General features: G+C 56.8%; 6 protein-coding genes. 1 reads left to right on the top strand and 5 read right to left on the bottom strand.

The annotated features are described in order from the left end of the window. Positions 1–107: 107 nt before the first annotated feature. Positions 108–1,361 carry an N-acetylmuramoyl-L-alanine amidase AmiC gene (amiC, locus tag B3511_RS20610; RefSeq protein WP_286791476.1) on the bottom strand — a complete coding sequence of 418 codons (1,254 nt, stop codon included), beginning with the start codon at positions 1,359–1,361 and terminating at the stop codon, positions 108–110. Positions 1,362–1,589: 228 nt separating this feature from the next. On the opposite strand from amiC, the gene argA reads away from it, so the two are divergent. Continuing rightward, entirely contained in the window at positions 1,590–2,921 is a 1,332-nt protein-coding gene (gene argA, locus B3511_RS20605) for an amino-acid N-acetyltransferase (RefSeq protein ID WP_286791475.1), read from the top strand. Positions 2,922–2,944: 23 nt separating this feature from the next. Here the strand turns inward: argA and recD are convergent, their stop codons facing one another. The 4 genes from recD to recC form a co-directional block, all read right to left on the bottom strand. Next, positions 2,945–4,768, bottom strand: coding sequence for an exodeoxyribonuclease V subunit alpha (recD, locus tag B3511_RS20600; RefSeq protein WP_212476425.1), 1,824 nt, complete (start codon positions 4,766–4,768; stop codon positions 2,945–2,947). Next, a complete protein-coding gene (recB, locus tag B3511_RS20595; RefSeq protein ID WP_286791473.1) occupies positions 4,765–8,310 on the bottom strand; it encodes an exodeoxyribonuclease V subunit beta in 3,546 nt (1,181 codons plus the stop codon). Before recB ends, recD begins: the two co-directional genes overlap by 4 nt. Further along, positions 8,307–11,189, bottom strand: a complete 2,883-nt coding sequence (gene ptrA / locus B3511_RS20590; RefSeq protein ID WP_286791472.1) for a pitrilysin — start codon at positions 11,187–11,189, stop codon at positions 8,307–8,309. Before ptrA ends, recB begins: the two co-directional genes overlap by 4 nt. Positions 11,190–11,336: 147 nt before the next feature. Then, on the bottom strand, positions 11,337–14,705 hold the full coding sequence (gene recC / locus B3511_RS20585; protein ID WP_286791471.1) for an exodeoxyribonuclease V subunit gamma: 3,369 nt from the start codon (positions 14,703–14,705) through the stop codon (positions 11,337–11,339). Between the last annotated feature and the right edge of the window lie 2 nt (positions 14,706–14,707).

Below are 14,707 nucleotides of genomic sequence, written 5' to 3'. Positions count from 1 at the left end.
AATCCGGCCCCCGCAACCAATACTTCGAAAACATTAAACACCCATCTGGGTGTTTTTTTGTATCTGCGATTTGTGAATCGGCCGGGCGTGAACCCGGCGTGTCTCCACTACCCTCTTCTGGCCAGCGTCGCGCCATCAGAAAAGTAAGCTTTAATCCCGGCCAGAATCGACTCGGCCACTTCCTGCTGGAATTTAGCGGTCTTAAGCTTACGCTCTTCTTGAACGTTACTAATAAAAGCCGTCTCGACCAGAATCGACGGAATATCCGGTGCTTTCAGCACGGCAAAGCCGGCCTGTTCAACGCTGTTCTTATGCAGTTTGTTGATGCCGCCAAGTTTACCCAGCACCGCTTTACCAAATTTAAGGCTGTCGGTGATAGTGAGCGATTGCACCATATCAAACATCGTGTGGTCGACGTAGCGGTCGCCGCTTTTGCTCACGCCGCCAATCAAATCCGAGGCGTTCTGCGTATCGGCGAGATAGCGTGCTGCGGTACTGGTGGCCCCTTTCGTTGAGAGCGCAAAGACGGAGGACCCGCTCGGCTGACGGCTGGTAAAGGCATCCGCATGAATCGAAACAAAGAGATCCGCACGCTGCTTCTGCGCTTTGGCCACGCGCACCTTCAGCGGGATAAAGACATCTTCGTTACGCGTCATATAGGCGCGCATATTGCTTTCCCGATCGATCAATGCCTTCAGGCGACGGGCGATCTGCAGTACCACATCTTTTTCGCGCGTATGGTATTTGCCCACCGCGCCGGAGTCTTCTCCACCATGCCCCGGATCGAGCATGATCACTATCGGGCGATCGCGCCCGGCTTTTCCTGGCTGCGGGCCACTCTGGGCCGGAGGAACCTGCCGATCAAGATCGCCTTTGTTGTAATCTTCCAGCAGGGCCAGCAGCGGATCCTGAATGTCTGTGGCATTGGCCGGATAAAGATCCATCACCATACGCTCTTTGAAACCCGCGACCGGCGCCAGCGCAAACAGCTGCGGCTTCACGTTTTGTTTCAGTTCAAACACCATGCGCACGGTATGCGGATCAAACTGCCCTACCCGCGCAGACTTGATGTAAGGATCATCGCCGCGGATCTGCGCGCTCATCCCCTTCAGGACGGAGTTAAGATTGACACCTTCAAGATCCACTACAACGCGCTCAGGGTTGCTCAGGGCAAACTGCTTATATTTCATCACCCGGTTCGATTCTACCGTGACGCGGGTATAGGTTGAGGATGGCCAGACGCGTACAGCCACGACCTGCGTGACAGCAGCAAGCCCAACCTGACTCACACTGAGTAACCACATGGCCCCGGCCCCTTGTAACAGACGGCGGCGGCTTAAAGCTGACTTGGATCCCGACATGCTTCTCCCGAGCAAAGAAATCGTATTTATACACAAAACGTCCAAATTGACCGAAAACTTTAACGAATGACGCATAAACTGTCATCTATTAAAGGGTAAACAATCCTTAGTTAATGCCTTGCTTATATAGCTATTTCTTCGTATCAGCCAAAATTTAGGCTTGCGCTCGCGGTCACGATCGAATAAAAATACATTAATTACGAATAAAAATTCATTGAGGGTTGTGCCGTGGTGAAGGAGCGTAGAATCGAACTGGTCCAGGGATTCCGCCATTCTGTTCCCTATATCAACACCCATCGTGGGAAAACCTTTGTCGTGCTGCTCGGCGGCGAAGCCATTGAACACGAAAACTTTTCCAGTATCGTCAACGACATCGGCCTGCTGCACAGTCTGGGTATTCGCCTGGTTGTGGTGTATGGTGCCCGGCCGCAGATCGACGCCAATCTGGCCTCTCATCATCACGAACCTATCTACCATAAACACACTCGTGTTACCGATGCCAAAACGCTGGAACTGGTTAAGCAGGCGGCGGGCCTGCTGCAGCTGGATATCACCGCACGTCTCTCAATGAGCCTGAATAATACCCCTCTGCAGGGAGCGCATATCAACGTGGTGAGCGGCAATTTTATTATCGCCCAGCCGCTCGGCGTGGATGACGGGGTGGATTACTGCCATAGCGGCCGTATACGGCGTATCGACGAAGAGGCGATTCATCGTCAGCTGGACGGCGGTGCCATCGTACTGACGGGGCCGGTCGCCGTCTCCGTTACCGGCGAAAGCTTCAACCTCACCTCGGAAGAGATTGCCACGCAGCTGGCTATCAAGCTGAAAGCCGAGAAGATGATTGGTTTCTGCTCATCGCAGGGCGTGACCAACGAGCTGGGGGATATTGTCTCTGAGCTGTTCCCTAACGAAGCGCAGGCCCGCGTAGAGTCTCTTGAAGCCCTGGGGGATTACCACTCCGGCACCGTGCGCTTCTTGCGGGGGGCGGTAAAAGCCTGCCGCAGCGGGGTGCGTCGCAGCCATTTGATTAGCTATCAGGAAGATGGCGCGCTGTTGCAGGAGCTCTTCTCGCGCGACGGCATTGGTACGCAGATCGTCATGGAGAGCGCCGAGCAGATACGCCGCGCCACCATCAACGACATCGGCGGAATTCTGGAGCTGATCCGCCCGCTGGAGCAGCAGGGGATTCTGGTGCGTCGTTCCCGCGAACAGCTGGAGATGGAGATCGACAAGTTCACCATTATTCAGCGCGACAACCTGACTATCGCCTGTGCGGCTCTCTACCCCTTCCCGGAAGAGAAGATCGGTGAGATGGCCTGTGTGGCCGTGCACCCGGATTACCGCAGTTCGTCACGCGGTGAAGTGTTGCTGGAGCGTGTTGCCGCCCAGGCGCGGCAAATTGGGCTGAATAAACTCTTCGTCCTCACTACCCGCAGCATTCACTGGTTCCAGGAGCGTGGCTTCACGCCGGTGGATATTGACTCTCTGCCTGAGAGCAAAAAAGAGATGTATAACTATCAGCGCCGTTCCAAAGTGCTGATGGCCGATCTCACCTGATCCCTCCCCTGCGGGAGGGGCAGTTACAGCGCTTCAAAAAGGGTGTTCAGGCCGCTACGCCGCTCGGTTCGCGTGGTGACAGCCTGCGTCAGGACACTCTCATCCGCATACAAGGATAAGCGGCGACGCGCACGGGTAATGGCGGTATAGACCAGCTCACGGGTGACGACGGGCGACATCTGTACTGGCAGAATCAGCGCCGCATGATCGAACTCCGACCCCTGGGATTTATGCACCGTCATGGCCCATGCGGTTTCATTTTCCGGTAAACGGCTTGGCTGAACCGATTTCACGCGGCCATCCGGCATCTGGAACCAGACACGTAACCCCTGCCCGCGATCCAGGGCAATCCCGATATCCCCGTTAAATAACCCGAGCGCGCTGTCGTTGCGCGAGATCATAACCGGGCGGCCCTCATACCAACGGGAGAGGGGCTGACGGGTAATCTTGCGTTTTTGCGCCAGTACCTGCTCCAGCTTCTCGTTCAACCCTGCCACACCGAAGGGCCCTTCTCGCAGCGCACACAGCAGCTGGAACTCGCCAAAGGCGGCGATGACTGCCTCCGGGGAGGCTTGCTGCTGAACGGCCTGCAGGAAGCGCTGATATCCTTCCAGAGCATCGTCGAGCATGCTCAGATACTCTTCACCGCTTTGTAGCGCCTTTTTCTCAATATCGCTGAAACGACCATCAAAGACGGTACTTAAGGCCTGGCGATCGCCGCGATTGACCGCCGCCGCCAGCTGACCAATGCCGGAGTCACTACCAAATCGATAGCTCTTTTGCAGCAGGCACAGGCTGTCGCGCAGCGCCCCTGCCACCTGGCTGGCATTACCTTCGAGCGCGTAGCCCGTCAGGCCAGCAAGCTCCTGCGCGCGCTGGGCAGTGAATCCCGCGCTGGCCCAGGTGCAGATATCCCCCAGCACCGCGCCGGCCTCTACCGAAGCCAGCTGATCGCGATCGCCTAAGAAGATCACGCGCGCATGCGCAGGCAGTGCATCGATCAGGCGCGACATCATCGTCAGGTCAATCATGGACGCTTCGTCTACCACCAGCACATCCAGATGCAGTGGATTACCTACGTGGTAACGCAGATTCTGGCTACCCGGCTGCGCCCCCAGCAGGCGATGCAGTGTGCTGGCCTCGCTCGGGAAGAGCTTGCGCTGCGCCTCTGTCAGGGGCAGTTTTTGCACTGCGCCACCCAATGACTCCGTCAGGCGTGCCGCCGCTTTGCCCGTCGGTGCGGCCAGGCGGATACGGCATTTTGTCTTGCCGGCCATCTGAATCAGCGCGGCCAGCAGGCGCGCCACGGTGGTGGTTTTACCGGTACCCGGCCCGCCGGAAATGACCGAGATTCGGCGTGTCAATGCGACTGCCGCGGCCACTTTTTGCCAGTTCACATCGCCCTCGACGCTAAACAGGTCGTTGAGCGTCTTCTGCATCTCTGCTTCATTGTGCGTTAAAGGCTGGTTCGCTTCCGTGAAGAAACGCGCCACGGCCTGCTCGTAACGCCACATCCGGTTCAGATAGAGCCGATCGTCAACCAGGATCAGCGGAGTAGGTTTCGCGCCATCGCTCACCGCCGGAGAGTCCATTAACGCTCCCCGCCAGTCGGGATCGTCCCCCAGCAGATTAAAGCAGGCCAGCAGCGGGGCTGGCGTTTTCGCGTCGGGCTTCAGGCGCGATAATGGCAGGCAGACATGTCCTTCCCCGGCATCATAACTGAGTAAAGCGGCAGCCAGCATCAACGTCGGGTGGTCGTTATCTGCCACCATCATGGCAAATTGCACATCCAGACGACGCAACAGACGCTGCTCAACCGCCTCAAGTAAGCACTCCTGCATCGTCATTGCGCTACCTCCTCTGTGGTGCCAGCAAACAGGCTATCCATCTGGTTAATCAGGGCTTCGTCAGGACGCGTGCAGAAAATCCCCGATCCCGGCGCACTGCCGTCGACGCCACGTAAAAACAGATAAATCACGCCGCCAAAATGGCGCTGATAAGTGTAATCCGCAATGCGATGGCGCAAATAGCGGTGTAACGCCAGGGTATAGAGCTGGTACTGCAGATCATAGCGATGCGTCTGCATCGCCCGCGCCATCGCCTCCTGGGTGTAAGCATCACGGTTCTCGCCCAGCCAGTTAGATTTGTAATCCAGCAGGTAATAACGGCCGTTATGGCGAAAGACCAGGTCGATAAAGCCTTTCAGCATGCCGCGCACCTGACGAAAGTCGAGAGGTGGGCAGCCCTGCGACAGGGGATCATATCGACGAATTAGCGCGTCCAGCGCCGTAGCGGTAAGCGGGCCAGAAATAGGCAGATAAAACTCCATCTCTACCTGTTTCTCTTTCGCCGTTAACTGACTCAGAGAGATGCCTTCATCGTTCAGCGGCGCCTGTAAAATACGGGTAATCCAGGCCGTCAGCACCGGTTGCCAGCGTACGTCGTACCCCCCTTTTTGCAGCACATCCGCTACCCAGGTTTCTGATACCGGCTGGGTAAAGTCGAGTGTTTCAAACAGGCTATGCAGAAAGGTCCCAGGGGACGCACCACGCGGAAACTGGTGCGGCGTCAGCTCCGGCTCCTGCGCGACTTCTCCAACGCCTGCGGCATCGACATCCAGCCGCGGCATCAGATCCTGTGCCAGCGCCTGGCCGTGCTGCTGCAAACCGGAGTAGCTGGTGACCCGCCAGTCATCCGCCAGCGCGCGGGCGATCTGTCGCGCCTGCAGCTCAGGAGATAACGATTCAGGCATTTGCCAGCGGTCGCTGTCTGCCACGCCGGCCGTGTGCAGCGAGATATGTTCATTGCAGAGCGCCTCCAGACACTGGCGCAGCCCGACGGCGTCTTTCGCTTCGCCTTTTTGCACCAGTCGCCCCAGCGCGCTGAGGTGGAAATCGCTCTCGCCGGATTTATCGCCGCGACGGCGTGATAGAGGAGCTACCCCCAGGCTGCAGTGCCATACGGAACGGGTGAGCGCCACGTACAGCAGGCGTAGATCTTCTGCCAGTCGCTCCGCCTCGGCAAGCTCAATGCTGGCATCGGCCTTGCTGAGATCCAGCACCGCTTCGAAGGTTTTGCGATCGTGGTAGAAGGCCTGATCCTGCACCCGGTAGTTAGCAATAAAGGGCAGCCAGACCAGCGGGTACTCCAGGCCTTTGGATTTGTGGATAGTCACGATCTGGACGAGGTGTTTGTCGCTTTCCAGGCGCATCTGCTGGCTGGAAGCATTGCTGTTTGGCTCGGCAATATGCTGCGCCAGCCAGCGTACCAGCGCGTGCTCGCTTTCCAGCTGCGAACCCGCTTCCTGTAACAGCTCGCTAATATGCAGGATATCCGTTAAACGCCGCTCGCCGCCGGGAGTCGCCAACATATTCTCGGCAATCTGTCGCTGCGTCATGACATCGCGCAGCATTGCCATCACGCCCCGCTTTTGCCAGCGGTCGCGATAGCGGGTGAACTCTTCTACCGCTGCATCCCAGTGGGTTTCGTTATTATTCAACGTGTCGATATCCTGCGCGTTCAGCCCCAGCATGGAGCTGGCGAGCGCACTGCGCAGCACGTTTTCGCGCTCCGGCGCCAGCACCGCCTGCAGCAGCCAGAGCATCTCCTGCGCCTCCAGCGTTTCAAACACGCTGTCGCGGTTGGAGAGATAGACCGAAGGGATGCTGAGCAAGGTTAGCGCGTCGCGCACCAGCGCGGCCTCCTGGCGACTGCGCACCAGCACAGTGATATCCGATGCCTGCACCGGTCGGGAATCTTTGCCTGTATGCAGCACGGCTTCATTGCGCAGCCCGGCGCTCAGCCAGTCGCGGATTTGTGCCGCGCAGTGCTGGGCCATAAAGGCCTGGTAGTCTCCTACGCCGCAGACCTCGCCTTCCATCAGCCAGAAACGCATCGCCGGCTGCGCTTCACCCTCGTATTCGAAACGTAACCCGGCATTTCTTTCAGCCCATTTGACCGGTTTGAAGGGAATGTCGCGGAACATGAAGGCATCGTCCATCTGCGAAAAGAGCCTGTTTACGCTCTCGACCATGCCAGGCGCGGAACGCCAGTTAGTATCCAGCGTATAGTGCGCCGCCACTTCGCCACGTGCTTTCATGTAGGTGAAGATGTCGGCGCCGCGAAAAGCGTAGATCGCCTGCTTAGGGTCACCGATCAGCAGCAGTGCCGTCTCCGCTTGCTGGCGCCAGATGCGGCGAAAGATACGGTACTGTTGCGGGTCGGTATCCTGGAATTCATCGATCATCGCCACCGGGAATCGTTTACGAATCGCGGCCGCCAGCGCTTCGCCGTTTTCACTGTTAAGCGCAGCATCAAGTCGACTCAACATGTCGTCAAAGCCGAGCTCGCCCCGACGGCGTTTTTCGCGCGCTACGGCTTCGCGGATCTCCACCAGCGCACGGGTAATCATTAAATCGTTCAGGGTAAGCGACTCAGCCAGTATCGCATCAATGGCGGCGAACAGCGGATGTTCCGGTACCTGGCCGCCCGCTTTGGTACGTTCGGTCAGGGATGTCTGAGAGAATTTTTCCAGCGCGTCAGGCAACTGATAGCTACAGGTCTCTTCTTCTGCCCAGGCGTTAATTCTCTCAATGTATTTCGCCTGATTACCCCGGTTAAGCTTGCGCCTGTCGATGCCCGAATTTTCGATGATGGCATCAATCTCACCGACCCCACTGCGCCACTGCTCTTTCATCGCGTCGATCGTCGCGATGATCTTTTCATGGCGAGAGGCCAGGGTTTCATCCGCAGGCGGCGGGGATTTAATCACCGGGGCTTCCCCCTGCAGATAACGATCGATGGAACGCAGGAGCGCTTCCGGCCCTTTCCACAGGTCGTGAACAGCCTGGGCGATATCGCGTGGCAAGGGGTAACAATGGCGACGCCAGAAATCAGCGCAGGCCTGGTAGCGCAGCTCAGATTCATCTTCGATCAGCTGTTGTTCAAAGAGCATGCCCGATTCAAAGGCATTGAGGCTGAGCATCCGCTGACAAAAACCGTGGATAGTAAAGACCGCCGCTTCGTCCATCTGCCGCTCTGCCAGCAGCAACCATTGCGCCGCCTGTTCGGTATCGCCAATCTCTTCGAGCAGGCTGGTATAGAGCGGGTTATCGGTGGCGTTTCGCAGGCAGGCGATGCGTAGTTCGTGGATGTTGGCGCGGATACGGCCACGCAACTCTTCCGTTGCGGCCTCGGTGAAAGTCACCACCAACAACTCTTCAACGCTCAGGGGGCGGCTAAAGGCAGAACTGCCGCCCAGGCCAAGCAGTAGTCGCAGGTACAGGGCGGCGATGGTGAAGGTCTTTCCGGTTCCCGCTGAGGCTTCAATCAACCTTTCGCCCTGGAGTGCTAAACGAAGGGGATTAAGAGACTCAGCGGTATCGGTCATTCTTTCTTGCTCCATGGCAGTGATTGCTGCAGCTCACTTACGCTTTTCCAGACTTTCCAGCCGTCCGGGTGGAGGTATTCGACCTTCCCGTTCTGGCTACCTGACACCTGGGAGAGGATGGCCATCCCTTTAGGATCAACCACCGCCTGGTGGAAGAAGTCGGCCACTTTTTGCGGCGTGAGCTGCTTAATTTCGGCCACTACTTTATCACGCGAATCGAAGCGCATATTACCCCGATCGAAATCTTTGCTGATTTTTGAGGCCTCTTCGCCCAGGGTTTGTGGCGCCTGGTTGATCTGCGCAATCACTGCCTGCTGGATTTGGGCAAACTCTTCCGGCTTCATGGCGCGAAGCTTCGCCTCTGCCTGCGGGAAGAATGCCTGATAGCGTTGCCACAGATAGGCAGGCTGCTTATCGCTGCTTTGCAGCAGGAAGCCGAGCCCCCACTGGCGCCCCACGTTCATCGAGAAGGCAAAGACCGCATAACCCAGCTGTTCTTCAGTACGCAGCTGGTTATAGAACCATGGCTGAATGATCTGTCCCAGCACCGCGCTGTTTGCCGAACTGGCAAACTCGTCGTATCCAGTAGGGACAAAAACGGCCGCCAGCGCAGAGTCAGAGGTGTTGCTCTCTTTATCGAAAATCACGTTCTGCTGTTTTTCGACCAGCACATCCTGATTACGACACCATTCGTTACCATGAGCATCCAGCTGGTCACGGACATTTTTCGCCAGCGTTTTCGTCTGCTCTTCCGTCATATTTCCGACCACCAGGAACTCCGGACGGGCATTGGCTTTCAGCGCATCGCGATAGGCCATCACCTCTTTCAGACTGATAGAGGGCAGCAATGCACGGCGCTCTTCACGCTGGAAGTACGGAATCTGAGACAACATTTGCACCGGCATGATCGCCTGATCAAAGGCTTTGCCTTTTTCCGCCGAATCCATCATCTGGGCATACCATGACTTCGCCTGCTCCAGCTGATCCTCGGTTGGCGTATAGCTGAAATATCCCGCCAGTAGGGCCTGGAAAAGCTGCGGCAGCCGTTGGGTATAACCGTTGGCATTGAGCATCAGGCCATTGTTGGCATTGGTCGAGAAGCTGATCCCGCCGACGGCGGCCTGGTTGCTGAGCTCGTCCAGCGCGATCCCCGCCAGATAATCATTCAGGGCAAACATCACCTGGTTGCGGGCACTGTTCATGGCCGCAGGATTACGCAGTATCACGCTAACGTCGGCCTTCGGCTCGTTAGCAAAGTACTGGCTTGGGGTATAGACCACCCGCAGGGTTGGCTCATCGACAATCAGTTTGGGTTGTGGATAAGCCCCCTGAGGCTTGATCAGGGTGAAGTCATCAGGAATGTAAGGGTTCAGCTCCGGCAACTTGAGCGCGATGGCCGCCGATTTTTGCTGCCAGTCGGTAAAGGTTTTATCGCTAATTTTATCGACCTGATAAGGCGCATTGACGAAATAGGCTGTCTTGTTGTGCGGTTCATCCGGGCTGATATACCAGATGCGGGCATTCTGCGGCGTCATCATCTCCAGACGGGCTTTCACCGCGGCAGCATCGTATTGATCGGCAATATTGACCGCGTCAAGCGTGTGCTCAACCGGCACGCGGATCATGGTATCGGCCAGCCACTCGACGTAATCCATATCGCGGGTGATAGAGGGGTAACGGAAGTCGAGATCCAGCACGTGAGCCAGTTCGTCAAAGTAGCGCTTATCGACCCCTTTCTCGCGCAGCAGATTGAGGTAGCTGAAAATCGCCGCCACCACCTCGTCGCGATGGGCAAGGCCTTTATCGGTTAAGGTTGCGGAGATGGCGAGCACGCCACTGTTGCCGTTTACTACCGGATCGGAATCAGCGCGGATACCTTCTGCCAGCCCCTGCTTTTGCAGCCAGTCCGACAGCGTGTCGGCGCTGCGGTTGCCGATGAGGTAGTTCACCAGCTCGTCGGTTTTACTGCGGAACTGGGCGGTGTTGTCGTCAATACGAAACTCGACGCGCAAGACTTTACGCGGCATCGCCGGTACGTAATGAATGATCACCCCTTTTTGTGCATCGGTCACGACCGGGACGTCAATTTGCGGTTTAGTAATGTTTTTATTCGGCACGCGGCCGTAAGTCTCAGCGGCGATTTTTGCCAGCGTCGGCAAGGGCTTATTACTGTACACCACCGCTTTCATCAGGTTGGCGGAGTAGTATTTATCGCGAAACGTATGCAGGGCATCCAGCACCGGGCTGCCGGGTTTGTCGCTCAGGGTTTCGAGGTTCCCACCAGAAAAACGGGAAGCCGGGTGCGCCGGGTTGATGGTCTCGGCGCTTACCTGGGCCATACGCATCCCGTCACGGGTACGGGCCAGCGTCAGCTCTGCGTTTACGGCGTTGCGTTCGCGATCGGCATACTTTTTATCCAGTAACGGCGAGGCAATCGCATCCGCAAGACGATCTACCGCCCCTTCCAGGGCGTCATTTTCCACTTCAAGGTAGAAGGCGGTGCGATACGGCGCGGTACTGGCGTTGTGGCTGCCACCGTGCATTTTTAAAAATTCGGCGAGACTGTCGGGCTGCGGGTACTTTTTCGAGCCCATCAGGATCATATGTTCAAGATAGTGTGCAAGCCCGGGATGCGCATCGGGATCTTCCAGCGAGCCAACCGGCACCACCAGCGCCGACAGCGACTTTACCGCCTGAGGATCGGAAACCAAAAGCACAACCATCCCGTTATCAAGCCGAATAGCCTGATACTGGCGGGTGTCTTTGTCGCTTTTGCGGATCGTTTCCTGAAGGGGTTGCCAACCGGTGTTCGCCTGACTGAAGGGTGCCCAGAGGGCGACAAACAAAACAAACGCTTTCAACATGGTGCTGCCTGGCATTCACTACCTCATCATCACGGACGACATCATTAACGTGTTTCGTGCCGAACGCGCCGGCATCTCTTTATCGTGGTACATCAGTCCGTGACGCGATGGGCATCATAATTCAATGCTTATGACCGCGCAATTTTTATACAGCCGCCAGGACTAATTAAATTTGAACAAAGGTAACAGATAGCGCTGCGCCTCTTCCGTGATAGCGTCAAAGTATTCCGGTTCAAGGGTGCGCCATAAACGCTGATACCAGACATCATCCCCTTCGCCGCGCACCATCATATTGCCCTCGTAGGCCTGCAGGAACTTGCTACGCGCTTTTTGCAATGTGGCCTCATCGGTTAACATGACATTGTTTGTCGCGTCGTAACAGGTTTTTACCCATGCCCCCCCACTTTCTGGCAGCAGAAGTAGCGGTTGGTTCATTCCTTGCAGATAACCGGCAACAAGCTGTTCCAGATAGTGCATAGCCTGTTCCGCCGGAAGCGGCGGGAAGCGCCACTCGCCATCCTTGCGCACAAAGAGCCGGCTTTCTCCTTCACCGCCACTGGCACAGTAGACAAGATGTTCCAGCCAAAGTTGCAACCCTTGTGAAACGCTCAACATCGCCGGGCGCCAGCGCAGCAGGCCATCCGGCTGTACATGCTGTAGCCAACCGGTGAGCGGAATACCGCTGCATTCGAGATCGATCTCCATACTGATACCCGGCTGGCGACATTCAATCACGCGGGAAGCCAGCGCCTGCATCTCCTGACACTGAGTCTCCCAGACGATTTCGCCAAAGGCGCCATAGGGTAGCTGCCCCGCAGCGCGAAAACGACGAAACAACATGTCGGCATCTTGCTCATCGACCAGCGCATTCAACAGTTGCTGATTAAGCTGATAACGGCTTAGTCCCTCCAGGGTAAAGGGCTCCGCATCGGGGATTTCGCTCTCTTCAGAGCGGAAGTTGACCTGCAGGCGCATCTGGAAAAAAGCGCGCACAGGGTGCGCCCAGAAACGCTGTAACTGCTCGAAGGTAATGGCGGTGATGGGCAGCGCTGGCAGCGGCTGTATAAAGTCGGTATGGGCTTTGCCTTCTCTCTTCGCCGCCGGTAACCATTCGCGGGCATAGCTCTGCTGCTCGCTTTCCACGTAGTTGGCTGGATCAAATGGCATGCGGCTGTGATAGCAGGTGATATGCGCTTTCACCCGCTTCTCGCTCTCATCACAGTTACGTTCTTCATCGCCCGGCAGGTAATGGCTCTGCCCGATATAGTCCACCAACTCCTGCACCAGCACGGAGGGGAAACGTTCGCTGTTATCCTGAATGGAGCGACCGATATAGCTGATGTAAAGTTTTTGCTGAGCTGAGATCAAGGCTTCAAGGAACAGATAGCGGTCATCATCACGACGACTACGGTCGCCACGCTGGGGATTCTGGCTCATTAAATCGAAGCCGAGCGGGGCCAGCGCGCGTGGATAGACACCGTCGTTCATCCCTAACAGGCAGACCACCTTGAACGGAATGGAGCGCATTGGCATCAGAGTACAGATGTTAACCGGCCCGGCCAGGAAGCGCTGGCTGATACGCTCCTGATCCAGACGCTGGGTCAATTCGTCGCGCAGCAGGGAGAGGGGAATCGCTTCGCCATAGTGAGAATTTACCCCCTCTTCGATGATCGCCTGCCACTGCTGCTCAATCAGCGCCATTGCCGCTTCAGTCTCCTGGTCGGGCAGGAAAAAGTCGTTCAACATTTCCCGGGCGACTGGCAGCCACGCTTCCAGCTCCCGGCTCTCCATCAGCCTGCTACGCCAGCGGTTTAGCTGCATCAGCAACGAGGCAAGATGCCCAACCAGTTCGGCAATTAAGCCGCTTGATTCGTCATAAGGCAGAACGTCGTTCCACTCCCCCTGACTGCTCTCCATGGCATAGCCGAGCAGCATACGGGTCAGCCCGAATTGCCAGGTGTGCTGACCCGTCACAGGCAGTTCAAACGCCTGCACGTTGTCGTCATCCATCCCCCAGCGCACGCCCGATTCGTTTACCCACTGGCGCAGGTAACGTAGCCCCTCTTCATCAATGTCGAAACGGGCAGCCAGCACCGGCACGTCCAGCAGCGCCAGTACGGTTTCAGGCACAAAGCGGCTGTCTGGTAGCGTAAGCAGACTGATAAAGGCCTGCAGGGCCGGATGAGACTGGCGCGCGCGACGGTCAGATACGGCATAGGGAAGATAGCGATCGCCCGTCGCGCTGCCAAACACCGCCTGAATAAAAGGACTGTAGCTATCGATATCGGCTACCATGACCACGATATCGCGTGGAGTGAGCGACGGATCGTCCTCGAGCATCGCCAGCAGTCTGTCATGCAGCACTTCTACTTCACGCTGCGGGCTATGGCAGATATTGATGGTCACGCTGCGATCCTCGGGATCAAGCAGGCGTTTTCTATCGCTGCGGGCAAACTCATCGGCAGTGATTCCCGCGACGGCACTGTTTTCCAGATCCAGAATATCCAGTTGAACGTTATGCAGCAGGCTGTCGGGCGTGATATCTACAAACGCATCCACATCCCCTTCACCCGTTTCCGTGATCTCCGAAAGCATGTAGATATAGTCGCGTCCCAGCTTGCCCCAGGAGGCCAACAAAGGATTCGCCAGTTCATGGATCCCTTCATCGTTAAAGCGTTGCGCCGCCGTCTCGCTGTCTTTGAACAGCGGGACACTGCGCTCATCGAAAAGACGACGCCGCTGACGGGTCAGCCTGCGTGCCAGCCAGCGGGCATCCTGAATATCACCCCAGTAGTGACGACAGGGATTGGTAAAGAGAATGTGGATATCAATGTGTTTACCCAGCGCATTAAGCGCCTTCAGGTAGACCGGCGGCAAAGCAGAAATACCGCAGATAAAGACCCTTGAAGGCAGGCCTTCTGGTGCAGAGTCTGCGGACTCCAGCATGGCGATGAAACGCTCATATAAATTGGCACGGTGCCAGCGGGGCTGCCCCAGCGCGTGCGTATGTTCCACCAGTGCCTTCCAGAGCGGGGCCTGCCAGATTTGCGCCTGATCCAGGCCATCAATCAGTTCGCCCGCTTCCCAGCGGGTGAGCCATTCCGGGCGATAGACCAGATACTGGTCATAAAGATCCGCCGTCCGCGAGGCCAGCTGGAAGAGTTTTCGCTTATCCGTATCGTCGTTGAGATAGTGCCGCAGCATGGCAAACTCATCGCGGGGTAACATATCGGGCAGAAGCGACATTAGCTTCCAGCTCATGCTCTGCTTATTGAACGCGCTCTGTTCTGGAATTTCTGGCAACACGCGGACGAACATATCCCAGATAAAGCTGGCGGGCAGCGGGAAATCAATATTGGCGGCGATACCAAATTTTTGCGACAGGGACATCTGCAGCCATTGGGCCATACCGGTGCTTTGAACCAGGATCATCTCGGGTTCAAAGGGATCGTCGAGCCGTTGCTGTTCGACGATGAACTCCATCAGTGCTTCCAGCACATCCAGGCGGTTTGAGTGGTAGACCCTTAACATAA

This window comes from Leclercia sp. UBA1284, from assembly GCF_002308415.1.
Lineage (GTDB): Bacteria > Pseudomonadota > Gammaproteobacteria > Enterobacterales > Enterobacteriaceae > Enterobacter > Enterobacter pneumoniae.
This window is presented reverse-complemented; position numbering and strand designations above follow the sequence as displayed.

Bases quoted from the DNA above. Each gene is read 5' to 3' on its own strand.
- amiC (WP_286791476.1), bottom strand. From the start codon at position 1,361: ATGTCGGGATCCAAGTCAGCTTTAAGCCGCCGCCGTCTGTTACAAGGG.
- recD (WP_212476425.1), bottom strand. From the start codon at position 4,768: ATGACGATGCAGGAGTGCTTACTTGAGGCGGTTGAGCAGCGTCTGTTG.
- recB (WP_286791473.1), bottom strand. From the start codon at position 8,310: ATGACCGATACCGCTGAGTCTCTTAATCCCCTTCGTTTAGCACTCCAG.
- ptrA (WP_286791472.1), bottom strand. From the start codon at position 11,189: ATGCCAGGCAGCACCATGTTGAAAGCGTTTGTTTTGTTTGTCGCCCTC.
- recC (WP_286791471.1), bottom strand. From the start codon at position 14,705: ATGTTAAGGGTCTACCACTCAAACCGCCTGGATGTGCTGGAAGCACTG.